This window comes from Dactylosporangium sp. NPDC048998, from assembly GCF_043197855.1.
In the GTDB taxonomy this organism is placed as follows: Bacteria; Actinomycetota; Actinomycetes; order Mycobacteriales; family Micromonosporaceae; genus Dactylosporangium.
The window spans coordinates 148,007-172,088 of sequence record NZ_JBICTV010000009.1 but is presented as its reverse complement, the minus strand read 5'-3'; the positions used below and the strand labels follow the sequence as shown (position 1 = coordinate 172,088).

Annotated in this window: 23 protein-coding genes and 1 pseudogene; 12 read left to right on the top strand and 12 right to left on the bottom strand. The window is 72.7% G+C overall.

Going from position 1 to position 24,082, the window contains the following annotated elements:
• Positions 1 to 115: 115 nt before the first annotated feature.
• The 4 genes from ACGFI8_RS22535 to ACGFI8_RS22520 all read right to left on the bottom strand — a co-directional run bounded on the left by ACGFI8_RS22535 (position 116) and on the right by ACGFI8_RS22520 (position 3,492).
• Complete coding sequence (locus tag ACGFI8_RS22535) at positions 116 to 739, bottom strand: hypothetical protein (protein ID WP_392807590.1); 624 nt, start codon at positions 737 to 739, stop codon at positions 116 to 118.
• The gene (locus ACGFI8_RS22530; RefSeq protein ID WP_392807589.1) at positions 727 to 1,128 is read right to left on the bottom strand and encodes an acyl-CoA thioesterase; all 402 of its coding nucleotides are present in this window, start codon (positions 1,126 to 1,128) and stop codon (positions 727 to 729) included. The genes ACGFI8_RS22535 and ACGFI8_RS22530 overlap by 13 nt, the downstream gene beginning before the upstream one ends.
• Positions 1,129 to 1,146: 18 nt before the next feature.
• Positions 1,147 to 2,826: an energy-dependent translational throttle protein EttA gene (ettA, locus tag ACGFI8_RS22525; protein ID WP_392807587.1), complete on the bottom strand. Its 1,680-nt coding sequence runs from the start codon at positions 2,824 to 2,826 to the stop codon at positions 1,147 to 1,149.
• Between the two features lie 78 nt (positions 2,827 to 2,904).
• Entirely contained in the window at positions 2,905 to 3,492 is a 588-nt protein-coding gene (locus tag ACGFI8_RS22520; RefSeq protein WP_392807585.1) for a hypothetical protein, read from the bottom strand.
• 110 nt (positions 3,493 to 3,602) lie between these two features.
• Here ACGFI8_RS22520 and ACGFI8_RS22515 point away from each other — a divergent pair, with 110 nt between their 5' ends.
• Complete coding sequence (locus ACGFI8_RS22515; RefSeq protein WP_392807583.1) at positions 3,603 to 5,003, top strand: trehalose-6-phosphate synthase; 1,401 nt, start codon at positions 3,603 to 3,605, stop codon at positions 5,001 to 5,003.
• A 99-nt stretch (positions 5,004 to 5,102) separates the two neighbouring features.
• Positions 5,103 to 7,658: a trehalose-phosphatase gene (otsB, locus tag ACGFI8_RS22510; RefSeq protein WP_392807582.1), complete on the top strand. Its 2,556-nt coding sequence runs from the start codon at positions 5,103 to 5,105 to the stop codon at positions 7,656 to 7,658.
• A 133-nt stretch (positions 7,659 to 7,791) separates the two neighbouring features.
• Here the strand turns inward: otsB and cobA are convergent, their stop codons facing one another.
• The 3 genes from cobA to cobC are packed head-to-tail and all read right to left on the bottom strand — an operon-like array spanning position 7,792 to position 11,053.
• A complete protein-coding gene (gene cobA / locus ACGFI8_RS22505) occupies positions 7,792 to 8,994 on the bottom strand; it encodes a uroporphyrinogen-III C-methyltransferase (protein ID WP_392807580.1) in 1,203 nt (400 codons plus the stop codon).
• Entirely contained in the window at positions 8,991 to 10,034 is a 1,044-nt protein-coding gene (cobT, locus tag ACGFI8_RS22500) for a nicotinate-nucleotide--dimethylbenzimidazole phosphoribosyltransferase (RefSeq protein ID WP_392807578.1), read from the bottom strand. The genes cobA and cobT overlap by 4 nt, the downstream gene beginning before the upstream one ends.
• The gene (gene cobC / locus ACGFI8_RS22495; RefSeq protein WP_392807577.1) at positions 10,028 to 11,053 is read right to left on the bottom strand and encodes an Rv2231c family pyridoxal phosphate-dependent protein CobC; all 1,026 of its coding nucleotides are present in this window, start codon (positions 11,051 to 11,053) and stop codon (positions 10,028 to 10,030) included. Before cobC ends, cobT begins: the two co-directional genes overlap by 7 nt.
• A gap of 47 nt (positions 11,054 to 11,100) precedes the next feature.
• Here cobC and ACGFI8_RS22490 point away from each other — a divergent pair, with 47 nt between their 5' ends.
• Positions 11,101 to 11,658, top strand: coding sequence for a transglycosylase domain-containing protein (locus ACGFI8_RS22490; RefSeq protein ID WP_392807575.1), 558 nt, complete (start codon positions 11,101 to 11,103; stop codon positions 11,656 to 11,658).
• Here the strand turns inward: ACGFI8_RS22490 and ACGFI8_RS22485 are convergent, their stop codons facing one another.
• Complete coding sequence (locus tag ACGFI8_RS22485; protein WP_392807573.1) at positions 11,659 to 12,234, bottom strand: GNAT family N-acetyltransferase; 576 nt, start codon at positions 12,232 to 12,234, stop codon at positions 11,659 to 11,661. It lies immediately after the preceding gene.
• Positions 12,234 to 15,782, bottom strand: a complete 3,549-nt coding sequence (locus ACGFI8_RS22480; RefSeq protein ID WP_392807572.1) for a cobyrinate a,c-diamide synthase — start codon at positions 15,780 to 15,782, stop codon at positions 12,234 to 12,236. Before ACGFI8_RS22480 ends, ACGFI8_RS22485 begins: the two co-directional genes overlap by 1 nt.
• Before the next feature lie 90 nt (positions 15,783 to 15,872).
• Between ACGFI8_RS22480 and ACGFI8_RS22475 the strand changes: the two genes are divergently transcribed.
• Complete coding sequence (locus tag ACGFI8_RS22475; protein WP_392807570.1) at positions 15,873 to 16,688, top strand: SURF1 family protein; 816 nt, start codon at positions 15,873 to 15,875, stop codon at positions 16,686 to 16,688.
• Here the strand turns inward: ACGFI8_RS22475 and ACGFI8_RS22470 are convergent.
• Positions 16,670 to 18,226 carry an ATP-dependent DNA ligase gene (locus ACGFI8_RS22470; RefSeq protein WP_392807569.1) on the bottom strand — a complete coding sequence of 519 codons (1,557 nt, stop codon included), beginning with the start codon at positions 18,224 to 18,226 and terminating at the stop codon, positions 16,670 to 16,672. The genes ACGFI8_RS22475 and ACGFI8_RS22470 overlap by 19 nt on opposite strands.
• 328 nt (positions 18,227 to 18,554) lie before the next feature.
• Here ACGFI8_RS22470 and ACGFI8_RS22465 point away from each other — a divergent pair, with 328 nt between their 5' ends.
• A complete protein-coding gene (locus tag ACGFI8_RS22465) occupies positions 18,555 to 18,785 on the top strand; it encodes a hypothetical protein (RefSeq protein WP_392807568.1) in 231 nt (76 codons plus the stop codon).
• A 281-nt stretch (positions 18,786 to 19,066) separates the two neighbouring features.
• Here ACGFI8_RS22465 and ACGFI8_RS22460 read toward each other — a convergent pair whose 3' ends face one another.
• Positions 19,067 to 19,285 (bottom strand): hypothetical protein, encoded by a 219-nt coding sequence (locus tag ACGFI8_RS22460; RefSeq protein ID WP_392807567.1) that lies wholly within the window; start codon positions 19,283 to 19,285, stop codon positions 19,067 to 19,069.
• Positions 19,286 to 19,448: 163 nt separating this feature from the next.
• Here ACGFI8_RS22460 and ACGFI8_RS22455 point away from each other — a divergent pair.
• From ACGFI8_RS22455 to ACGFI8_RS22430, 6 genes and pseudogenes are all read left to right on the top strand, one after another.
• Positions 19,449 to 20,279 (top strand): annotated as a pseudogene (locus ACGFI8_RS22455) (DNRLRE domain-containing protein); the annotation flags it as partial.
• 287 nt (positions 20,280 to 20,566) lie between these two features.
• Positions 20,567 to 20,617: a hypothetical protein gene (locus tag ACGFI8_RS22450; RefSeq protein WP_392807823.1), complete on the top strand. Its 51-nt coding sequence runs from the start codon at positions 20,567 to 20,569 to the stop codon at positions 20,615 to 20,617.
• Positions 20,618 to 20,775: 158 nt separating this feature from the next.
• Complete coding sequence (locus ACGFI8_RS22445; protein ID WP_392807566.1) at positions 20,776 to 21,504, top strand: SRPBCC family protein; 729 nt, start codon at positions 20,776 to 20,778, stop codon at positions 21,502 to 21,504.
• Between the two features lie 119 nt (positions 21,505 to 21,623).
• Positions 21,624 to 21,785 (top strand): hypothetical protein, encoded by a 162-nt coding sequence (locus ACGFI8_RS22440; protein ID WP_392807564.1) that lies wholly within the window; start codon positions 21,624 to 21,626, stop codon positions 21,783 to 21,785.
• A gap of 8 nt (positions 21,786 to 21,793) precedes the next feature.
• The gene (locus ACGFI8_RS22435) at positions 21,794 to 22,003 is read left to right on the top strand and encodes a response regulator (RefSeq protein WP_392807562.1); all 210 of its coding nucleotides are present in this window, start codon (positions 21,794 to 21,796) and stop codon (positions 22,001 to 22,003) included.
• A complete protein-coding gene (locus ACGFI8_RS22430) occupies positions 22,000 to 22,761 on the top strand; it encodes a hypothetical protein (protein ID WP_392807560.1) in 762 nt (253 codons plus the stop codon). Before ACGFI8_RS22435 ends, ACGFI8_RS22430 begins: the two co-directional genes overlap by 4 nt.
• 111 nt (positions 22,762 to 22,872) lie before the next feature.
• Here the strand turns inward: ACGFI8_RS22430 and ACGFI8_RS22425 are convergent, their stop codons facing one another.
• Positions 22,873 to 23,199 (bottom strand): MmcQ/YjbR family DNA-binding protein, encoded by a 327-nt coding sequence (locus tag ACGFI8_RS22425; protein WP_392807557.1) that lies wholly within the window; start codon positions 23,197 to 23,199, stop codon positions 22,873 to 22,875.
• A 170-nt stretch (positions 23,200 to 23,369) separates the two neighbouring features.
• Between ACGFI8_RS22425 and ACGFI8_RS22420 the strand changes: the two genes are divergently transcribed.
• Positions 23,370 to 24,005 (top strand): LuxR C-terminal-related transcriptional regulator, encoded by a 636-nt coding sequence (locus ACGFI8_RS22420; RefSeq protein ID WP_392807556.1) that lies wholly within the window; start codon positions 23,370 to 23,372, stop codon positions 24,003 to 24,005.
• The last annotated feature ends 77 nt before the right edge of the window (positions 24,006 to 24,082 follow it).

The following is a 24,082-nucleotide window of genomic DNA, read 5'->3' as shown; positions in this document are numbered from 1 at the left end:
CGATCGAATTCGCTCGGCGGTGGACCCGAAAGAGGACGGTACCCGTTCGGTCGAGATTCAGCAGCCCCCAATTTCACCCTCGCACCACCCGTTCGGGTGAGGGTCTTATAGCCGTCTATCCGATCGAGGGTGAACCTCCGGCACGATGCCAGGCAGAGCCATATGCGCAGGCCAGGGCCGTCCACGGACCCGAAATCCGGACATCGACGAAGTCTCCGGCCGCCCCGGAGGTGAAGCCCATCCGGATGACCGCCTGGACGAGGCGCTGGGAGACCGGTATACGGTCGCCGGCCTCGGTGGTGACCGTGATCGGCACGTGGTCGAGGAGCGCGTCGCGCAGCATCCGCGAGCCGACCGGCCGGCCGCCGACCCCCTCCGCGGCGGCGGTGCGCACGGTCCGGGCCGCAGCCTCACCGACCCGGACGACGTCGTCGCCGGGAATCCGCTCGACGACGGTCCCCGGGACACGGGGCAGCGACCAGTGCCAATCGGTGTCCCGCGATGCGGGAAGCTCGCCATCGATCGACTCGATCAGCTCGCGGGCCGACACGGTCCGGTCGAGCGCCAGTCGCGCGGGAATCCCGCGACACACGAGTACACCCCAGGGCAGGCGGGACCACAGCGTGACCGCGCCCTCCCCCGCGGGCCGCAACCGCACGACCGCGCCGGGGTCCAGGCGCACGACCCGCGCCACGAACGCGGCGGCGTCGGAACGGCCGGAATCGGCTAGCCAAGCCATGGCGAGAGGAACTCGCGCTCGATGTCGCGGACCCGGCGGGGCCGACCGGCCTCGAGGTCGTAGGGGACGCAGACGGTCCGCGCCCGCGACGCGAGCGCCTCGCCGTCGAAGAGCTCGTAGGCCACGACCAATCGAGATGCCTTGATCTCTTCGATCCACAGCTCGATGCGCACCGGGTCGCCGTAGTCGATCGGGCGCAGGTAGTCGATCTCATGACGTGAGATCACGATCCCGTTCTCGAACGACTCGAGGCCGGCCGCCCGGGCGGCGGTGAACATCAGCGCAACGCGCGCCTCCTCGTAGAGCGTGAGGAAGCGCGCGTTGTTGACGTGCCCGTACGCGTCCAGGTCGGACCAGCGCAGGCCGCAGTGGTAGATGAACCGCGCCACAGAATCAGCCAACTACGGTCAGTCGCGGGTCAGCTTGCGGTAGGTGACGCTGTGCGGCCGCGCCGCCTCCGGGCCCAGCCGGTCGACCTTGTTCTTCTCGTACGACTCGAAGTTGCCCTCGAACCAGAACCACTTGGCCGGGTTCTCGTCGTCGCCCTCCCACGCCAGGATGTGCGTGGCCACGCGGTCGAGGAACATCCGGTCGTGGGAGATGACCACGGCGCAGCCGGGGAACTCCAGCAGCGCGTTCTCCAGCGAGGACAGCGTCTCGACGTCGAGGTCGTTGGTCGGCTCGTCGAGCAGGATCACGTTGCCGCCGATCTTCAGCGTCAGCGCCAGGTTGAGCCGGTTGCGCTCGCCACCGGAGAGCACCTTGGTGGGCTTCTGCTGGTCGGGGCCCTTGAAGCCGAACGCGGCGACATAGGCCCGCGACGGCATCTCGACCTTGCCGACCATCAGGTGGTCGAGGCCGTCGGAGACGACCTCCCAGACCGTCTTGTCGCCGTCGAGGCCCGAGCGGTTCTGGTCGACGTAGGAGAGCTGAACCGTCTCACCCACGCGCACGGCGCCGGCGTCCGGCTGCTCCAGCCCGACGATGGTCTTGAACAGCGTGGTCTTGCCGACGCCGTTGGGGCCGATGATGCCGACGATGCCGTTGCGGGGCAGCGTGAAGGACAGGTCGTCGATCAACAGGCCGCGCTCGTCGAAGCCCTTGCGCAGGTCGCTGGCCTCGATGACCACGTTGCCCAGGCGCGGGCCCGGCGGGATCTGGATCTCCTCGAAGTCGAGCTTGCGCGTCTTCTCGGCCTCGTTGGCCATCTCCTCGTAGCGGCCGAGGCGGGCCTTGGACTTGGTCTGGCGGGCCTTGGCGTTGGAGCGCACCCACTCGAGCTCCTCGCTGAGGCGCCGCTGCAGCTTGGCGTCCTTGCGCCCCTGCACCGCCAGGCGCTGGGCCTTCTTCTCCAGGTAGGTGGAGTAGTTGCCCTGGTAGCCGTGGACCTGGCCGCGGTCGACCTCGGCGATCCACTCGGCGACGTGGTCGAGGAAGTAGCGGTCGTGGGTGACGGCGAGCACGGCGCCGGCGTACTTCTGCAGGTGCTGCTCCAGCCACTGCACGCTCTCGGCGTCGAGGTGGTTGGTGGGCTCGTCGAGCAGCAGCAGGTCGGGCGCCTCGAGCAGCAGCTTGCACAGCGCGACCCGGCGGCGCTCACCACCCGAGAGCTGGGAGACCTCGGCGTCCGGCGGCGGGCAGCGCAGCGCGTCCATGGCCAGCGCGAGCTTGGAGTCGATGTCCCACGCGTCGGCGTGGTCGAGCTCCTCCTGCAGCCGGCCCATCTCCTCCATGAGCGCGTCGGTGTAGTCGGTCGCCATCAGCTCGGCGACCTCGTTGAACCGGGCCAGCTTCGTCTTGGTCTCGGCGACGGCCTCCTCGATGTTGCCCAGGACCGTCTTGCTCTCGTTGAGCGGCGGCTCCTGCTGCAGCATGCCGACGGTGTAGCCGGGCATGAGACGGGCCTCGCCGTTGCTCGGGCGGTCGAGGCCTGCCATGATCTTGAGCAGGCTCGACTTGCCGGCGCCGTTGGGGCCGACGACGCCGATCTTCGCGCCGGGCAGGAACGACAGCGTGACGTTGTCGAGCACGACCTTGTCGCCGTGCGCCTTGCGCGCCTTCTCGAGCACGTAGATGTACTGCGCCACGGTGCGGCCCTACCTCCGGTCAACATGTGTGCTGTCGGACCAATCTTTCCAGGCGAGTACCGCGCCCCCAAATCGGGCCTACTCGGCGGGCGGATTGGCCTGAATGGCGGTGTCGCTGTAGTTCTGCCCGCCGGTGACCTTCAGGCCGGCCGGGGTGACCGTGTAGGTCGTGCCGTCGTTGGTGACGCTCCACGTCCGGTTGCCCTTGGCGACCACGCCGGGGCGCAGCAGGCCGTTCTCCCCCTCCTTCGGGATCTCCCCGCCGTCGAACCACGCCTCCTTCTTGTCGTGGCCCTGGTACCACAGCCCCGATCCGCCGGCCTCCTGGCAGATCCACACCTCGTGGTTCTTGGCCGTGCGGATGTACTGCACCAGCATCAGGGGTGTCGCCACCTTCGGGTCCTGCGTCTTCGCCGCCTGGCCGATGAAGCCCGGGCACTGGGTCTGCGGGGTGGTCGGCGGCCGGCGCGAGGAGGCGGCGGAAGTCACCCCAGCAGGAGGTGCCGACGGACCGTCACCGGATGCTGACTTATTCTCATCGATGTCGCGCAGGCCGAGCACGTATCCGAAGAGCGCACCGATGACCGTGAGGATGAGCAACGAGAGCAGGACGACGGTGAAAGTCCGGCTCGATTCCTGCGCGGGCCCGGCCTCGTAGCGCGACATGGAAAGCAGGATCGCACCTGTGAGCCAGCACTCCGCATGCTGCCGGGTTGCAACGGGGATCAGTAGGCTGAAAGTACGAGGGTGGATCACCCAAGGGGAGGACACGACACGTGGCTGGAAACAGTGCATTCGTGGTGGTCGCCAACCGGCTGCCTGTCGACAAGGTGGTCGGCCCGGACGGAGAGGCAACCTTCCGCAGGAGCCCGGGTGGGCTGGTGACCGCGCTCGAGCCGGTGCTCCTGCAGCGCGACGGGACCTGGGTCGGATGGACGGGCGGCGCCGGGGACTCGGACATGCCGGAGGAGACGTTCGAGGCGGGCGGGGTGCAGCTGCACGCCGTGTCGCTCAGCGCGGGCGAGATCGAGCGGTATTACGAGGGCTTCTCCAACTCGAGCCTTTGGCCGCTCTACCATGACGCCGTCGAGACGCCCATCTTCAAGCGTCGATGGTGGGAGTCGTACCGCCTGGTCAACGAGCGGTTCGCCAAGGCGGTCGCGGACGATGCGGCGCCGGGCGCCACGGTGTGGGTCCAGGACTACCAGCTCCAGCTCGTGCCGGCCCTGCTGCGCGAGACCCGGCCCGATCTCAAGATCGGATTTTTTCTGCACATCCCCTTTCCACCCGTCGAGCTGTTCATGCAGCTACCTCGCCGGGCCGACATTCTCAAGGGTCTGCTCGGTGCCGATCTGGTCGGTTTCCAGCGCCCACTCGGCGCGCAGAACTTCGTCCAACTGGCCCGACATCTGCTGGGCACCCGCGTGCGGCGCGGAATCGTCGAGTGGGAGGGGCGCACCGTGCGCGCCGAGGCCTTCCCGATCTCGATCGACGTCGAGGAGATGCGCCGCCTCGCCGCGTCACCGGAGGTGCAGGCCAGGGCGACGGCGATCCGCACCGAGCTCGGCAATCCGCGCACCATCATCCTCGGCGTCGACCGGCTCGACTACACCAAGGGGATCGAACGAAGGCTGAAGGCATTCCGGGAATTGCTGTCGGAAGGACGACTCACAGCGCCCGAGACGGTGATGGTACAAGTGGCTACGCCGAGCCGGGAGCGGGTGGAGCACTACCAGACACTGCGGGTGAACGTCGAACGTGAGGTCGGGCGGATCAATGGAGAGTACGGACGAGTTGGCCAACCGGCCGTGCACTACCTCCATCAGTCGTACAGTCGGGCTGAGCTGGCCGCGTTGTACGTCGCGGCCGACGTCATGATGGTTACTCCGCTGAGGGATGGGATGAACCTGGTGGCCAAGGAGTACGTCGGCGCGCGCGCCGACGGCGGTGGCGCCATCGTGCTGTCGGAGTTCGCCGGCGCAGCGGCCGAGCTGCGCCAGGCGTTCCTGTGCAACCCGCACGATCTCGACGGGGTGAAGGACGCACTCATGCGTGCGATCCACGTCGACCCGGTCGAGGGGCGCAAACGGATGCATGCTATGCATTCCCACCTGCGCGCGCACGATGTCCGCACCTGGGCGGACGCGTTCCTCGACGCACTCGGCGCCGCATCATGACCCGTCCGCCGGCCCGGCGCCGGCTCGACCGCCAGAGACACCCGACCCGACATCCGGAATGCACAAACGACCTCCATCGCTCCCACGAACAGGCCGGACATGAACCAGACCTCGGCGACAGGCAACGTCCTCTCGCTCGACCCGGACCTCCGCGCGGCGGTGCTTCGCGTCGCCCGCGTGCCCAACCTCTTGGTGGCATGTGACTACGACGGCACCCTCGCGCCGATCGTCGCGGACCCCACCAAGGCGACCCCGACCGCCGAGTCCGTAGCCGCTGTACGCGCGCTGTCGTCGCTGCCGCAGACGACGGTCGGCGTGATCAGCGGACGGGCCCTGCGCGACCTCGCCGCCCTGTCCCGCCTCCCCGCCGAGGTGCGCCTCGTCGGCAGCCACGGCTCCGAGTTCGACGTCGGCTTCGTCGACGAGCTTCCGCCCGAGCGCCAGCAGCGCCGCGCCGAGCTGCAGGCCGCGCTCAACGCCATCTGCAACAACCAGCCGGGCGTACGCCTGGAGGGCAAGCCGGCCAGCATCGCCGTGCACACCCGGGCCGCGCCGCGCGACGTGGCCCAGCGGGTGTTCGACGCGGTCCGCAGCGGCGCCGCGCTGTGGCCGGACATCGAGGTGACCACCGGCAAGGAGGTCATCGAGCTGTCGGTGGTGCCGACCGACAAGGGCCTCGCCGTCGACGCGCTGCGCATGCAGGCTTCCGCGAGCGCGGTCGTCTACCTGGGCGACGACGCCACCGACGAGAAGGCCTTCGCCCACCTGCACGGCCCCGACCTGGGCATCAAGGTCGGCGCCGGCGACGACACGCAGGCGCGGTTCAGCATCGACGGGGCGCAGGAGGCCGTCGCGGTGCTGGAGCTGCTGCTGTACACCCGGCGCCGCTGGCTCTTCGGCGAGCAGGCGGTGCCGATCGAGCGGCACTCGATGCTGTCCAACACGCACACGGTCGCGCTGCTCACCCCGGCCGCCCGGGTCACCTGGCTGTGCCACCCCAAGCCGGACTCGGGCGCGGTCTTCGCCGACCTGCTCGGCGACACCGCGGCCGGGCACTTCACGGTGCAGCCGGAGAAGGGCGGGATCCCGCTCGGGCAGCGGTACCGCCCCGGGACCATGACCGTCGAGACCCGCTGGTCGGGGCTCACCGTCACGGACTGGCTCGACCACCACCGCACCGGCAACTCGCTGATCCGCGTGCTGTCCGGAAGCTCGCGGGCGCGCATCGACTTCGTGCCGCGGCCGGACTTCGGCCAGGTGCACATCCGCTTACAGCCGCTCGGCGACGACGGCCTGCTCGTGCTCGGCTCCAACGAGCCCATCGTGCTGTACTCCCCCGGCATCGAATGGGACATCAGCTCCGACGGCCACAGCGACCTGGCCCGCGCCACGGTCGACCTGGGCGCCATGGGCGGCAGCGCGATGCTCGAGCTGCGGCTGGGCACCGACTCGATCGAGGCCCCGCGGGTGCCCCTCGCGGAGCGGCAGATCGCCGCCGAGCAGGCCTGGCGTGACTGGTCGGACTCGCTGAAGCTGCCCTCGGTCGCCAAGGACCTGGTCCGGCGCAGCGCGCTCACGCTGCGCGGGCTGTGGCACAAGCCGACCGGCGCGATCCTGGCCGCGGCGACCTCGTCGCTGCCGGAGGAGATCGGCGGCTCCCGCAACTGGGACTACCGCTACTGCTGGCTGCGCGATGCCTCGCTGACCGCCAAGGCCCTCGTCGACCTCGGCTCGACCGAGGAGGCGGAGTCGCTGGTGCGCTGGACGCTGCGCGTCGCCGACAACACCGACGGGCACCCGGAGCGGCTGCACCCGCTGTACACGCTCGACGGCACCGAGCTCGGCCCGGAGGCCGTGATCGAGGCGCTGCCCGGCTACGCGGGCTCCCGCCCGGTGCGCGTCGGCAATGCCGCCAACGGCCAGGTGCAGCTCGACGTGTTCGGCCCGGTCGCCGACCTGATCTGCGCCCTGGCCGACGTGCGCCCGCCCGAGGAGGGCGACTTCGCGCTCATGGACGCGATGGTCGAGGCGGTCGAGCGGCGCTGGCACGAGCCGGACCACGGCATCTGGGAGGCCCGCCGCCGGCCCCGGCACTACGTGTACTCGAAGGTCATGTGCTGGACGACCGTGGACCGCGGCATCCAGCTCTTCGAGCGGCAGGGCCGGCCGGTGCCCGACGGCTGGCACACGCTGCGCAAGACCATCGCCGACAACGTGCTCGACAAGGGCTGGAACGAGAAGATCGGCGCGTACACGGTCGCCTACGGCTACGAGGAGATGGACGCCTCGGTGCTGTGGATCGGCCTGTCCGGCCTGCTGCAGGACGACGACCCGCGGTTCCTGGCCACGGTGCTCGCCGTCGAGGCCGAGCTGCGCGAGGGCCCGACCGTCTACCGGTACCGCTGGGACGACGGCCTGCCGGGCGTCGAGGGCGGCTTCCACCTGTGCACCACGTGGATGATCGAGGCGTATCTGCGCACGGGCCGCCGGGCCGACGCGGAGGAGCTGTTCGCGCAGTTCATCGAGTGCGCGGGCCCGACGGGGCTGATCCCGGAGGAGTACGACCCGATGACCGAGCGGGCGCTGGGCAACCACCCGCAGGCGTACTCGCACCTGGGCCTGATCCGCTGCGCCCTGGAGCTCGACCGCTCGTAGCGCTTTCAGCGCTTTCGTAGTTGGGGCGCCGTCTCCGGACGGCGCCCTTTTCTACCTTCGGCGCGGATATGTCCGAACACTTCGTATCCGGACATATCCGATTTTTCGCCTGACGGCCCCTAAATCCTGATGCTCAGCTCGCGAGCGCGTCCACGACCGGGCCGATCACGATCACGGCCGGCGGGCGCATCGCCGCCTCCTTGGCCGCGTCGGCGACCGTCGACAGCGTCGCCCGTACCGTGCGCTGATCCCGGGTCGTCCCCTCCTGGATCACCGCGACCGGCGTGTCCGGCGCCCGCCCGTGCTCCTGCAGCACCGCGGCGATCGCCGGCAGGTTCTTCAGCCCCATCAGCACGCACACGGTGCCCCGCAGCCGGGCCAGCGCCGCCCAGTCGACCAGCGACTCGGGGTGGTGCGGCGCCAGGTGGCCGGAGACCACCGTGAACTCGTGCGCGACCCCGCGGTGCGTCACCGGGATGCCGGCCGCGGACGGCACCGCGATCGCGCTGGTCACCCCCGGTACCACGGTCACCGGCACGCCCGCCTCGGCGCAGGCCAGCAGCTCCTCGCCGCCGCGGCCGAAGACGTACGGGTCGCCACCCTTGAGCCGCACGACGAACTTCCCGGCCCGGGCCCGGTCGACGAGCACCCGGTTGATCTCCTCCTGCGCCGCCGAGGGCCCGTACGGGATCTTCGACGCGTCGACCAGCTCCACCTCGGGCCGCAGCTCGTCCAGCAGCAGGCCAGCGGCGAGCCGGTCGACCACGACCACGTCGGCGGCGGCGAGCAGCCGGCGGCCGCGCACCGTCAGCAGCTCGGGATCGCCCGGACCGGAGCCGACGAGCGCGACCGTGCCCCGCCGGACCTCGGCGTGGGCCGCGTCGAGGCCACCGGTGGCCAACTGCTCGCCGATCGCGTCGCGGACCGCGACCGCGCGGACCGGGTCGCCGCCAGCGAGTACCGCGACGGTGACCGGGCCGTGCCGGGTAACCGCCGGCGTCCAGGCGGTCGCAGCGTGGCGGTCGTCGGCGCGGACGGTGAAGATCCGCTTGGCCGCCGTCACCTCGCTGATCGCCCGGCCGGCCTCGGGGTCGTCCACGGCCACGTGGACCAGCCAGGCGTCGTCGGCGTCGGCCGGCTCGAACCGGCGAGCCCGCCAGGTGAGCCGGCCAGCGTCGACGTGGGCCCGCAGCGCGGGGGTGATGTGCGGGGAGACGAGCACGACGTCCGCGCCCGCGTCGAGCAGAGCAGGCACCCGCCTGGTGGCGACGGCGCCGCCGCCGACCACCAGGACGCGTAGCCCGTCGAGCTGTAGGCCGAGGGGGTAGGGGTTCACTTGTGGGCTACTCCAGCAGAGTCGAAAGTGGCCACTTCGTGCAACACGCGGACAGCACTGGCCACGATCGGCAGCGCCAGGACGGCGCCGGTGCCCTCGCCAAGGCGCAGGCCGAGGTCGACGAGCGGTTCGAGCTCAAGATAGCCCAGCGCGGCGGTGGCGCCCGGCTCGGCCGACCGGTGCCCGGCCACCATGGCCCCCACCGAGGCCGGTGCGAGGGCGTGCGCGGCGAGCGCGGCCGACGCGGCGATGACGCCGTCGAGGACCACCGGCACGCGCAGCGCGGCGGCCCGCAGGATGTACCCGGCCAGCGCCGCGTGCTCCAGCCCGCCGACCGCGGCCAGGATGTCGATCGGATCCTCGGCGTTCAGCCCGACGACGGCGGACGTGACGACCGCGACCTTCCGGGCGTGCGTCTCGCTGTCGATGCCGGTGCCGAGTCCGGTCACGGTGGCCGGGTCGGCGTGCGTGAACGCCGCGATCAGCGCCGCCGACGGCGTGGTGTTGGCGATGCCCATGTCGCCGGTGAGCAGCGCCCGGGCGCCGCCGGCGACGAGGTCCTCGGCGACCCGCATGCCGGCCTCGATCGCGCGGACGGCCTCCTCGCGCGTCATCGCCGGCTCGACGCTCAGGTCCCGGGTGCCGGCCCGCACCTTGCGGTCCAGCAGCGCCCCGGCGGGCTCCAGCGTGGCCTTCACGCCCACGTCCACGACGGTGACGGACACGCCGGCCTGGCGCGCGAAGGCGTTGACGACCGCCCCGCCGGCCACGAAGTTGGCCACCATCTGCGCGGTGACCTCCTGTGGCCAGGGCGTGACGCCCTGCGCGTGCACGCCGTGATCGCCGGCGAAGATGGCGAGCGCGGCCGGCTGCGGAATCGGCGGCGGGCACGCGCCGGCGAGCCCGGCCAGGCGTACCGACAGGGTCTCCAGCGCGCCGAGGGAGCCCATGGGCTTCGTCAGGCGGGCCTGCAGAGCCCGGGCGGCCGTGATGGCCTCGTCGTCGAGCGGCCGGATCGCGGTGATCGTCTCGTTCAGCATGTTGGCCCTCCCAGTAGGTTCGACAACACCGCGACGAAGGCGTCACTCGTGGCAGTGTCCCGCACGGCAATACGTAACCAGTCGGGGCCCAATCCCGGGAAGGTTTCGCCACGTCGCACCGCGAACCCGCGCTCGCGCAGCGCGGCGCGCACCCGCTCGCCGCCCGCCACCTTGATCAGCACGAACGAGCTCGACGGCCGCCCGGCGACCCGGACCCCGGCCCGCTCGAGCGCCCCGACGAGGTGCGCGCGGTCCGCGACGAGCCGCGTGGCGATCTCACGCTCCGTGTCGACCGCCCGGGCCGAGGCGCAGGCGATGGCGGCGGCGAGGGCCGGGGTGGAGACGCTCCACAGTGGAGCATGCTCGCGCAGCCGGTCGAGCAACCCGGCCGGCCCCAGCACATACCCGATCCGCAGCCCGGCCAGCCCCCACGTCTTGGTCAGGCTGCGGATGACGAGCAGCCCCGGCAGCTCGCGGTCGCCCGACAGCGACTCCGGCTCGCCGGGCACCGTGTCGGCGAACGCCTCGTCGACGACGGTGATCCGGCCGTCCCGGGCGATCGCGGCGATGTCCGCGGCCGGGTGCAGGACCGATGTCGGGTTTGTCGGATTGCCCACGATCACCAGGTCGGCGTCGTCGGGGATGGCCGGATCGACGAGTCGAAAGCCGTCCCGCTCCCGCAGCAGCACCCGCTCCACCGCGTGCCCCGCGGTCAGCAGCGCCGACTCCGGCTCGGTGAACTGCGGGTGCACGACCACCGCCCGCCGCGGCCGCAACGCCTGGGCCAGCAGCGTGAACGCCTGCGCCGCCCCGGCGGTCAGCAGCACCTCCTCCGGGGGCCGCCCGTGCCGCCGCGCGATGGCGGCCGTGGCCTCGGCCGGATCCGGGTATCGCGCCAGGTGCGCCAGCGACGCCGCGATCGGCCCGGTCAGCCAGGACGGCGGCGTCTCCTGCCGGACGTTGACCGCGAGGTCGACGAGGCCCGGCGCGACCTCCGCATCGCCGTGAAACCGCAGCATCAGGCGATCGTCGCGTATGACGGGTCGAATTGTCCTAGCTTAAGAATGTGATCGCGCGCACGATGCGGGTGGCCGGTGGCTTCCTCAAGCTCCTGCGGACCGGGCTCGTCGTCGGCCTCGCCGTCGCCGCGCTGGTCTACCCGCTGGCCGCCGTCACCGGCATCGGCGCGAGGCAGGGCGCCGACGCCCTGGTCATGCCGCCGGACGCGCTGCGCCAGTCCTCCGACCGATATCTGCCCGCGCAGACCACGCGCGTGTACGCCGCGGACGGCACCACGCTGCTCGCGCAGTTCTACGAGTACCGCACATACACCACCCTCGCGACGATGTCGGTCAACGTCCAGCAGGCGATCGTCGCCGCCGAGGACGCGCGGTTCTGGGAGCACCACGGGGTCGACTTCAAGGGCGTCGCGCGCGCGTTCGTGGCCAACCAGCAGGCCGGCGTGGTGTCGCAGGGTGCCTCGACAATCACCATGCAGTACGTCCGCAACGTGCTGCGCGACTCCGCCCGCACGCCGGCCGAGGTCAACGAGGCGACGGAGCAGACCGGGACGCGCAAGCTGCGGGAGATGAAGCTCGCGATCGAGCTCGACGGCCCGGTGTAGTCAGCGGATGTCGGACGGGAGCAGCGACCAGCTCTCCAGGTCGACGCGCCCGCTGGCGAGCGAGCCCGCGTTGCGCAGGAGGCCCTCGTACGTGAACCCGGCCTTCTCCGCCACCCGCCGCGACGCCACGTTGCCGGGGGCCACGCGCAGCTCGATGCGCTGAAACCGGTGCTCCAGCAGCAGCGACAGCGCCAGCACGTCGACCGCCTCGGGGGCCACGCCGTATCCGCGGGCATCGGCCGCCACCGCGCACGCGATCTCGGTCGACCGCGTCAGCCAGTCGGTGTTCTTCGTCCACAGGCACCCGACGAGCCGCTCGTCCTCGCGCCGCACGATCCCGTAGTGATCACCGGCCCCGCTGTCACGCCGCTCGACGGCGAGCTCGGTGCACCACGCGTATCCGTCGAACTCGTCCAGCTCGTCCTGCGCCACCGGCAGCCAGCGCCGCACGAGCCGATCGGCGAAGATCTCGGCGACCCGCTTGTCGTCGTCGGCACACAGCGGCCGCACGGTCAGCCGCGGCGTCTCGACCACCAGCGAGGGAAATCGTCGCAGCGCCACCGACCACGTCGACACTACGCAGCCTCGCTCGAACCACCGGCCGGCGGCTTCCCGCCACCGCTCCCCGCACCACCCGCGTCGCCGTCGGCCCCGAGCTCGCCCTCGGCGGACAGCGAGCCGGACAGACCCTCGGCGCCGGGGGCGCTGGGAGCGCCATCGGCGGAGCGGGAGCCGAAGGCGGGGCCGGCGGGCGAGGAGCCGGGTGGCGCGGACACGGGGCCCGGCCCGGACGGATCGGACGGCGATCCCGAAACAGGCGAAGAAGGCACGGAACCGGACACTACCGAACCGGTCGGCCCTGAGACCGGCACCGACACGGGCGCGGCCGGAATCGGCACGGTTCCGACGGAAGCCCCGGACGACGGCGGCGCCGAAACCGGCGGCGCGGAGACCGGCGCCTGCTCCGCGAGGCCGGCGCCCGGGAGCGACGGCGAGGAGTAGGTCCCGGACGCGTCATCGGGCGAGGGCACGAACTCGGACTCCGCGGCGGGCATGGCGGTGACACCGACCGGCGCCGCGGACACCGGAGCGGTCGCCCGCGGCATGGGCGCCGACGAAACCGGCATCGCCGCCGAGGTGGCCGGGTTGAGCACCCCGGTAGCCCGCTCGTCGCCGGCCGGCGGCGTCGACACCGGCTGAGCCGCGGACACCGGCGCGGAAACCAGCTGAACGGCGGAGCCGCCAGGCGCGGAGGAAACCGGCTGAACCGCGGAACCCCCCGGCGCGGAAACCGGCTCAGCGGCGAAACCGCCGGGCGCGGACGAGACCGGCTGGGCGGCGAACGAGGGCTCGGCGGCGAACGGGGGCTGCGCGGTGGAGGTGAGCTGGAACGGCGCGGTCGGCGGCGAGATGGGTACGGTCGTCGGCACAACACCAGACGATGGCAGGCCCGCGGCCGTCACGGGGCCGTTCGAGCCGGAAGGCACCCCAACGCTCGCCTCATCCGTCGCGGTGGGCGGCGTGTCACCGGGCGCACCGCTGGTGGCGGCGGAAAGGACCGTCGTCGCCTCCTCGTCGTCGCCACCCCCCGCCGGGGCCGGGGCGGCCGACCACGGCCCGGACGTCATCAGGCCCGCGGCGGGCAGCCCGGCCCCAGACCGTGCACCACCGGCCGCGGAGCCGTCCGGCACGCCCGAGCCATCGGACGAATCGGGGCCGCGCAACCAGTCCACTTCATCCGATTCATCCGATTCATCCGACACAACGGAAATGTCCGACATGCCCGCGTCAGCCGGGGAGCCTTGCGCGGCGGCCTGACCAGCGGAGTCAGCCCCCTCCGAGACCGACCCGGCCGATCCGGGAACGACAAACCCCAGACCCGCCGACGCCGGGGCAGCGGACGACGAACCCACCAACGACAGAGCCCCAGACGAGGGAACCGCCGACAACGGGACCGACGACGGGGCGCCAGACGACGGATTCACAGACGGCACCGCCGAGGACGGCGGCGGGGACGACAAGGACGGCAAGGACGACAGAGCGGCCGAGGACGGGGCGGATGACACGGGGGCGGACGATGCCGGGACCGAGGAAGCCGGGGACGAGGCCAGGGCGACCGAGTCGGGAACGGACGGTGACGTCCACGGCGTTGGCATCACCGGGCCGAGCCCCGGGCCGAACGGGGAAGACGCGCCCGGCGAGGTCGGTGCGTTGGCCGGCACCCCGGAACCGGCCGCGGAGCCCGGCAGCGGGCCGGGCACGGCGGACGTCGCGGACACCGGGGACGAGACGGGCCCCGCGGACAGTGCGGACCCCGCCGCCGAGCCGGAGACCGCGGCCGAGCCGGAGACCGCGGCCGAGCCGGAGGCCGGCGAGGAGACCGGCACCGGCGAGAAGACGGGCACCGGGGACGAGCCGAATGCGGTGGACGCGGTGAGCGGCGGCGACGGGACGGCGGGCGCGACAGCGGCCGGGTCGGAGGCGATCGCGGCGGCCGCGGCGATCGAGCCGGGACCGCCCGGGCTGGACAGGATCGAGCCGGGGATGGCCGTGGCGGGCATGCGCGGCGGCGCGGCGGGCTCGGGCGTGGTGTAGTCGGCCGCGTAGCTCGGGGTGCCCGCGGCGGCCAGGACGCCGGTCACCGGGGCCGTGGGGAAGGTCATCTGCGGGACGGCCGGCCGCCCGTAGGGGCTGGTCGACGGCGTGCTCCACTGGCCCGGCCCGGGCGGGGCGGTCGCGCCGGCCGCGGCCACGAAGCGGGACGCGATCGACGGCATGCCGGCCCAGTGCAGGCCCAGGTAGGAGGCGTGCACGCCGCGCTGCACGAAGCCCTCGGCGGGGCCGCCGGCCCACGTCCAGGCGGCCTGCAGGCCCGCGCGCGGCGTGATGCTCGTGCGGTGCATCTTGTGGCCGATGACCTGCGCGCCGACCGGCAGCAGGACCGACGAGGAGCGGGCGGTGGCCTCGCGGTAGCCCAGGACGACCAGGTCGGTCTCGCGGGCCGAGGCGTCGACGACGCCGCACATCGGGCGCCCGTTGTAGTCGCGGCACAGCCAGACCAGGCCGGCGCCCTCGGCCGCGATCGGCTTGCCGGCCGCGGCGTGTGCGGCGACGGCGGAGCGGAGGCGGCCGTTGAAGGTGAGCTCCTCCGCGTAGGACTCGGGCAGCGCGGCGCCGATGACCAGGCCGTCGACGCTGGCCGGCAGCGCCTCGTCGCGCAGCGGATCGAACGGCACGACCTCGGCGCCCGCGGCGGCGAGCAGCTCCGCGGTCTCCGGATAGGCGAAGGCGACGCCCACGATCGGGCGGCGGCCGATGCGCGTGGCGGCGAGCGAGGACAGGGCGGAGTCGCTGGCGCCGGCCGCGGCCACCTCGGCCTCGGCGTTCCACGGGTCGGAGGTCAGCCGGGGCGCGGAGCGGGCCAGCGCCATGGTGCGGTCGATGTCGACGGCACCGGCGATGACCTCGCCGAGGCGGCGCACGGCGCGCACGGCGTCGATGTTGTGGTGCACGACCGGGGCGACCCCGTGGTGGCGGGACGGCAGCGGGGCCCCGGCGTCGCCGGCGTCGCTGAGGGCGTGCCGGCGCAGGGCGCCCAGGACCGGCACCCCGATGTCGTCGAGCGCCTCGCGCAGCAGCTGCTCGTGGCGGCTGGAGGCGACCCGGTTGAGGATCACGCCGCCGAGCCAGAGCAGCTCGTCGTAGGCGCGGAAGCCGTGCACGAGGGCGGCGACCGACTGGCCCATCGCGCCGACGTCGACGACCAGGATGACCGGGGCGCGCAGCAGGCCGGAGATCTGCGCGGTGGACTCGCTGTCGGTGCGCCCGGCGAGGCCGTCGAACAGCCCCATCGTGCCCTCGACCACGGCGATGTCCAGCGACGCGGCGCCGTGGGCGAACAGCGGCCCCATCCGCTTGGCCCCGACCAGGCGCGGGTCGAGGTTGCGGCCCGGGCGGCCGGCGGCCAGGCCCAGGTAGGCGGCGTCGACGTGGTCCGGCCCGATCTTGAACCCGGCGGCCCGATAGCCGCGCGCCGACAGCGCCGCGAGCAGGCCGACCGACACGGCCGTCTTGCCGTGACCGGACGACGGCGCGCTGATCACCAGCCGCGGGATCGTGCTCATGGGCTCCTCCGGCGCTGAGGCGTAGGTGTGTCCCGGACGATACCGAACGGGCGCCACCCCAGCGGTCCGGAAGAGGACGGGATACCGTGCATGGTTGTGTACCGGTTTCTCGCGTCGCCCCGCTGGCTCGGCTATGCCGCGCTGACGGTGGCCGCGGCGACCGTCATGGTGCTGCTCGGCCTCTGGCAGCTCGACCGCTATCACCAGCGGGCCGAGATCAACGCCCGGATCGACGCGGGCGCCTCGGCGACGCCCGTGCCGCTGACCGGCGTGGTCGGCGCGCCGCCCAGGGCGGCGGGGACGGTCGGGCCGGCACCGGCGGAGCACACCGAGTGGACGCGGGTGACGGTGACGGGCCGCTACGACCCGGCCCACGAGATCCTCGTGCGCGGCCGCACCGTCGAGGGCGCGGTCGGCTTCGAGGTGCTCACCCCCCTGGTGCTGAGCGACGGCACGGCGGTGCTGGTCGACCGGGGCTGGGTGCGCCCGGCCGCGGCCGGAGCGCTCACGGCGCCCGAGGTGCCCGCGGCGCCGGGCGGCAGCGTCACCGTCGCCGGGCGGCTGCGCCCGCCGGAGAGCCGCGGCGGCCGGCCGCAGGAGGTCAACGGCCACGCGGAGATCCGCCGGATCACGCCCTCGGCGATCGCCCCCGCGCTGCCCTACGCGCTCTTCGACGCCTACGTGAGCTCCGACGAGCCGGCGCCGGGCTTCACGATGGTGCCGGCGGAGAAGCAGAACGCGTTGCAGAACGCCGGCTACGTGCTGCAGTGGTGGCTCTTCGCCGCGATGACGGTCTACGGCTTCGGCTACCTCGCCCGCCGGGAGGCCCGCGGCCCACGCCCGGCGAACCTGCTCGACGACGAGGCCGATGAGGAGGAAGAGGCCGCTCACGGCGCCTCCCGTTGAGCGGCGATGCCCCGGTGGATCGCGCGCACCGCGTCGATCGTGTCCGCCTCCTCGGGGCGCTTGTCCTCCCGATACCGCAACACGCGCGCGAACCGCAGCGCCACCCCGCCCGGATAGCGCGGTGACGTCTGCACCCCGTCGAAAGCCACCTCGACCACCAGCTCGGGCCGCACCCGCACGACCCACTCGGACTCGTCGGCAGCCTCCTCGACGGCCAGGGCGCGCAGTCGCTCGGTCTGCCACCGCAGCATCTCGTCGGTCATGCCCTTGAAGGTCTTGCCCAGCATGACGAACCCGCCGCGCGGATCGCGGGCGCCCAGGTGGAGGTTGGACAGCAAGCCTCGGCGCCGCCCGTGGCCCCACTCGACGGCGAGGACCACCAGGTCGAGCGTGTGCCGGGGCTTGACCTTGACCCAGGCGGCGCCGCGGCGGCCCACGTCGTAGGGCGCGGCGGCCGACTTGATCACCAGGCCCTCGTGCCCGTCGGCGACCGCGAGCGCGAACGCCTCTTCCGCCTCCTCGGCCGTGGCGAGCATGGTGCGCCCGACCCGCATCCGCTCGGGGACCACGCGATCCAGCGCCGCCCAGCGCGTCGAGGCCGGCTCGTCGAGCAGGTCCACGCCGTCCAGGTGCAGGATGTCGAAGAAATACGGCTGCAGGACCGACACCCCGCCGCGGCGCGCGGCCCGGCTCGAGGTCTCCTGGAACGGGATGGCCCGGCCGCTGTCCGGGTCGACGCCGACGGCCTCGCCGTCGAGCACGATCGAGGACACGTCCAGCGCGGCGACGGCGGCGACCACGCCCGGCATGCGCGCGGTGAGGTCGTCGAGGCTGCGGCTGTACACCGAGATCGCCGTCCCGTCGCGATGCACCTGGATGCGCACCCCGTCGATCTTGTCGTCGGCGGCGGCCGGGACACCCGTGGCCGCGAGGGCCTCGGTGGCGCTGGGGGCGCTGGAGGCGAGCATCGGCGAGAGCGGCCGGCCGACGGTGAGCCGGTAGGCGTCCAGCGCGTGGGCCCCGCCGAGCAGCGCGGAGACCGCGACGGTCTTGAGATCGCCGGCCAGCAGCAGGGCCCGGCGCACCGTGGCGGAGGGGATCCCGGCCGCCCGGGCCAGCGCGTCGGCCAGCAGCCCGGCCTGCGCGCCCTGGCGCAGCTCGCCGCTGAGCAGCCCGACAAGGAGGCGCCGCTCCGCGTCGGTCGCCGCGCCGAAGAGAGCCGCGACCTCCGCGCGGCGGGCGGCCTGGGAGCCCTTGCCGGACAGCTGCGACATCCGCTCGAACGCGATATCGACGTCGGCGACGCTCAGCGAGGCCTCGGCGGCGGGCGGGGGCAGGTCGCGGAGGCTCGCGTAGCCGACCCCGGTCTGGCGCTGGCGCAGCTCGCCGGAGAGGTAGCCGGCGCCGGCGGAGACGGTGCGCTCGTCGCCGGACCCGGCCAGGCCTCGCAGGGCCGCCGCGAGCAGCTCGATCTTGGCGTTGCGGGCGGGCGTCGCCGCCACCGCCCTCGAAACCGCGGCCAGCTCCTCGAATCGCATACCCCGGATTCTGCCCCCGGGGTACGACAAAAATGACGATCGCCGGTACCGCGGCCAGGAACGCCGCCCCGGACACCGATACGGCGACGAGCAGCGTCCCCTCGCGGCCCGCCAGCCCGGGCCGCCGCGGACGAGGGCTCGGCTTGCCACGCACACGAAGATGCCATGCCCCCGATATCCGATTTTTACGACTTACCGGACAACACGCTGTTTGTCGACTCAACGCGGGCCGAAACGCGGCATTGACGCGACGTACGGTGTACGCCTAACGTCGATGACGTACACCATACGTTTTGTCGTACGACGTACGTTCGGAGGTGTTTCCGAGATGACCGAAGTCCGTCCCCCGGGCGGCCCGCTGCATCGGCTGACGCACCGGGTGCCCGGCGTTCCAGAGCACGCCGACCGGCCGCGCGGCCACCAGGGCCGCTCACCGCGCCTGCACGGCCGCTCGCCGTCGCTCAACCAGGCGCTCAACCACGCCGACGGCCGCCGCCCGCGGGTCCTGGTCGCCTGGCAGCGCCGGATCGCGGCGCTGTTCGGCCGGCCCCTGCCATGACCACCACTGCCATGACGACTGCCATGACGGCGCCGGCGCCGCGCCCGGCCCTGGCGATCGATCCGCCACCAGGCGACGAACGGCGACCGGCCGCACACAATCCGGCGCTCTGCGCCGGTACGGCGGTGCATCGACGCGGCCGCCTCGTGGAGCTCATCCTGCCGGCGCTTTTGCCCCGGCGGACCACCGACCGGCACTGACCGCCGGAAACACAGCGTGGCGCCGCGGCCAACGCCGCGACGCCACGCTCCCCCCGCCCAGCAGGGGTTGTCCTGAAGTCCTCAGCCGCGCCACTCGAAGCCGGACTCGACGACGACCTTGTCCGCCGTCGCGGCGATCCGGTCCGCGAAACGGTTCGCGTGGTGCCCGCAGAAGGCCAGTTCGCCGGCGGTACCGAAGGTCACCGTGAGCTTCGCCGCCGCGCCGCAGCTGTCGCAGCGCTCGTCGGACAGCTCGGGGACGACGTGAACGGCCGGGCGCGAAATCAGCATCGGGGTCATCTCAGTCTCCTCGAGTCGTGACGGATGGTGGCGATCCGATATGTGGCTTTTTCCGGTGTTACGGCTTACCGGACCAACACTACGTTCGCCTGAATTACGCGCCTAGTTCGTAAGCGTTGGCATTTGGTCACGACCCGGTTGCCATAACCAACCCGTTCGTCTGATGCATCACGGGCGCATTTCACATAGCCGCCCGGCAACGTTCCGACACCGGGCGACCTGCCTGAACGCGGTTCGCCGGGCCGAGCGCGGGCCACGCGGGATCGAGTCCACAGTGGACGGACAGGCCCCGGCGGGCGGACACCCGAACGGCAACTTGCGACGAACCGGCGGTGTACCCCGGGCTGCCGAATCTTGTGGAGGTCCGGATGACAACGCCGGGCGCAGCACCTCTCCACGAGGACTCCGCCAGCCACGGAAGGGTTTTGCAGAGATGATTCGCCGCCACGCCCGCACATTGACGCCGATCGCCGCGCTCGCCATCGGTGCCGGATTCGGCACCGCCGTCCACAGCGGTACCGCCGCCGCGGAGACGACCGACGTCGTGCGCTCGGGCGCCACGGACGACACCTACAGCTCCAGCAGCCGCCCGTCGTACAACTTCGGCTCCTCCGACACCCTCGTCGCGGGCCGCAACGGCGGCGACACGATGGTGACGTTCCTGAAGTTCACCGTCGCCGCCCCCGGCGCCGGCGCGACCGTCAAGGGCGCCAAGGTGACGCTGACCACTGCGTCGCGCACGCTGCCCGGCTCGATCTCGCTGAGCCGCGTCGCCAGCACGACGTGGACCGAGAAGACCCTGTCGGCCAGGAACAATCCCGCGGTCGGCGCGGTCGTGAGCACCGTCCGGCCGGCCTCCGGCGCGGCGACGGTGACCTTCGACGTGAGCTCCGTGGTCAAGGGCGCCGGGACGTACGCCTTCGCGGTCTCCTCGACCGTCCCGAACAGCCCGGCGCGGTTCCGCTCCGCCGAGGCGTCCGACGGCCGGCCGGCGCTGAACGTCACCGTGAGCCGCGCCACCAACCCGCCGCCGGTAGAGAGCTCCGCGTCGACCAACCCACCGAGCAGCCCGCCGGCGACGAGCCCCGCGCCGACCGCGCCCGGCGCCTGCGCGGTCGACGCCAAGCTGGTCCCGAGCTGCGGCGTGCTCTGGGGCGCGGCGGCCGGCGGCTACAAGCTCAAGAGCTCGACCTCCAATGACGGCAAGCCCTTCGTGACGACCACCTACACCGTCGACCTGTCCGGCAAGGCAACGGCACCTGGACCCTGCAGGTCAAGGACGTGTTCGCGGGTGACACCGGCCGGCCGACCGGCTGGACCCTCACCGTCTGACCCACCCGACCCGCCGCGAACACGCACCACGCAGGCCCTCGCCGGACCCCGGCGGGGGCCTGCGGACGTTGCCGCTAATCCTGCGAATCACCCACAATAGGGGCGAATCGGCCGTACGGTGTGGACAACCATCAGCGCCGACGGCAAGGGGGACCACCATGAGCACCGCCAGAGAGTCGATCGAGGTGGCCGTACCGGTGGCGATCGCCTACGAGAAGCTCGCGCACCTCGAGAACTATCCGCAGTTCATGTCGGGTGTCATGAGCATGGCGCCGATCGACGCCTCGACCGCGCACATGGTGCTCGACCTCGGCGGCAACCGGGCCGAGTTCGACGCCCGCATCACCGAGGCGCGGCCCGGCGAGTTCCTCGCCTGGGAGGCGACGAACGGCCCGCAGGTCTGCGAGGCGCTGCGGCTCGAGCCGATGGCGGACGACATGACCCGGGTCATCGCCGAGCTGCAGATCGACGCCCGCGAGCTGATGCCCGGCGAGCAGCACGCCGTCGAGGTGCTCAACCGCCGGCTGAAGGCCGACCTCAAGGGCTTCAAGCGGTTTTGTGAGGAGTACGCCGCACGCGCCGCAGCGGAGGCCGAGGAGCGCGGGGCCGCACCGACCGCCGCCGCGGCGCAGGAGAGCGGGGCGGCACCGACCGCCGCGGCGACCCGGGAGGGCACGGCCGCCCGGGAGAACGGGCCCACGGCGTCGGCCCGGCCCAGCCCGGCCACCATCGCGCGCGGCATCGCGTCGGCCTCCAAGCTCACCCACGCCACCAACGAACGGCCGGGCCAGCCGATGCCGCCCGCCGGCAACCTGGGCCCGATGCGGCGCGCGGCGGAGCCCGGCGCCCGCGCCGGGCAGGCGCCGCGGCGCCGGCACGACCTGTGACCACGACCCGCGAGGGGGCGCCGGCCGACGGCCGGCGCCCCTTTTGCCATCCGGCGAAAATCACCATCAAATCGCGCATATCCTGAAAATCGCCACCGTCGAGAGGAGCGAGCGGACCGATGACCGCGATCCTGGTCGCCGACGACGACATGGACATCAGGGACCTCGTCGCCCTCAAGCTGGAGCAGGCCGGCTACGACGTGGTGGCCGTCGACAACGGCCTCGCCGCGCTCACCGCGGCCACCGAGAACCCCCGGACCTGGTGGTCCTCGACGTCATGATGCCCGGGATGTCCGGCATCGACGTGTGCCGCCAGCTGCGCCAGGAGCAGGGCACCAAGGCCCTGCCGATCATCCTGCACACCGCGCGCGCCCAGGAGGGCGACGTCGAGGTCGGCTTCGGCGCCGGCGCCGGCGCCGGCGACTACATCGTCAAGCCGTTCAGCCCGCGGGAGTTGGTGAGCCGGGTCGAGGCGGTCCTGGCCCGTATGCGCACGTGACGCTCGCCGGCGCCGCCCTGGTGGCGCTGTTCGTCGTGCTGTTCGCCGCGCTCGTCCTCAGCGGCCTCATCGTCGGCGGGCGCACCGTGCGCCGGGCCCGTGAGGCCAGGCGTGCCCGGCTGGCCGGGCCGGCGCGGCAGCTGCTCCCGATCGCGGCCGGGACGACGACCCGCGGCAGATCGAGGAACTGGTGCGCCTGCCCGACGAGGTGTGGCTCGCGGTCGAGCCCAGCGCCGTCGCCCTGCTGGGCAAGGTCCGCGGCGAGGCGCGACGCCGAGCTGCCGCCGGGCGTCGAGCTCGACGTGCCGGTGCTGCACGCCGACGGCCGCGAGCTGCGGGCCGCGCTGCGCGCGCGCCCGGCCGAGCACGGCCACTCCGTCGGGTTCCGCCCGCTGAGCTCCCGCACGCCCCCGGACGCCGAGCTCTACCTGCGCGCTGCCCGGCACCGGGCCGGTGCTGTCCCGCTGCGCGCCGGGCCGGGCCCCGACCTGATGGGCGACCGCGCCCTGCTGCGCGAGCTGTTCCACACCGCGGTGGAGATCGCGGCGATCGCCGGGCCGGCCGAGGTCGACGCCGCGTTCGCGGGCGGTCCGGTGGACCCCAAGGTGCGGCGGCCGGCCGACACCCGCCAGGCGGCCGCTGGAGCGTGGTGGTGTCGGTCGAGAACGGGTCCGGGCTCACCGCGGAGCGGCTGCTGTCCATGCGGATTCCGCATCCGGAGCAGCCGGAGGAGTACCGCACCGGGGCCCTGGCCCTGATGCTGGGCCGCGAGATCGCCGCGCGGCACGGCGGCGCGATGGTCACGTCCGTCGACCGGCCGGGGGTGACCGTGCGCGTCACGCTCCCGGTCGCGTGACGCGCACGCCTGGCTACCCGGTCGCGCCGTAGGCCGCGTCGATGCGCTCCTCCACGTCCTCCCAGTCGGGGTCGGTGAGGTCCATGCCGACCCAGCCGCGGTGGCCGACGTAGGGCGGCCTGAAGTACACCCGCGGATCCTCGGCGATCAGGAGCTCCTGGACGCCCTCGGGCGCCGCGCACCACAGGTGCGGAAACCGGTTCTGATGGTGGCCGTCCGGCCAGACCTGCACGAACGCCTTCCGGGCGCGCTTGAACAGCGGCGTGCCGTGGCTGACGTGCTCGGTGACGCCCGGCAGCGCCAGGCACATCGCGCGGACCCGGGTCACCACTTCGGTCATGGAATCCACCCTAAACGGGGACGGTGTCGGCCGGCGTCCGATTGTCCTGCGGTGCAGCACGGGTGCGGACGAGCGCAGGTCCATTGCAGCGTCTGGCCGCCGCCGGCGGCTCGCTGCGACGCTGGTCAGGCACCGAAGTCGCCCGGCAACACCCCGGAGGGAGCCCATTGATGACGATCCGTCTGGTCGCCGTCGACGAACACGTCCTCCTCCGCCTCGGACTCAACCGGGTCGTGGCCACGGTTCCCGACATCACCCTCGTCGGCGAGGCGGGCAGCGCCGCCGACGCCGAGCGCGTCGTGGCCGAGACGCGCGCGAACGTCGTCACGATCGACGCCTCCCTGGCCGACACCGACGGCATCACGCTCGCCCGCCGGCTGCGCGCCGCCAGCCCCGACCTCGGGGTGGTGCTGCTCAGCGCGGTGAGCGACGACAACCTGCTGTATCGCGCGCTGGACGCGGGGCTCTCGGCGTACGTCACCAAGGCCGCCCCGATCTCGTCCGTGCTCGCCGCGATCCGGCACGCCGCCGTCGCCCCGCACTCGTTCACCGCGCCCGGGCTGTCCTCCGCCCTGTCCCGCCGCCGCGGCCAGACCGGCCTGCTCAGCCAGCGCGAACAGGAGGTGCTGTCCCTGATGCGCGACGGGCTGAGCCTGCCGGCGATCGCCCAGCGCCTCGCCGTGTCCGAGGCGACGGTCAAGACCTATGTATCCCGGCTGTACAGCAAGCTCCGGGTGAACAACCGCTCGCAGGCGCTCATGGCGGCCGTCAACCAGGGCCTGCTGGACTCGGTCGACGCCGCCTGAGCCCCCGTCAGGCGGGCACGGTCACGCGCTGCGCATTGGTGGCATTGCAGTCCCACAGCTGCAATTGTTGAACTTTA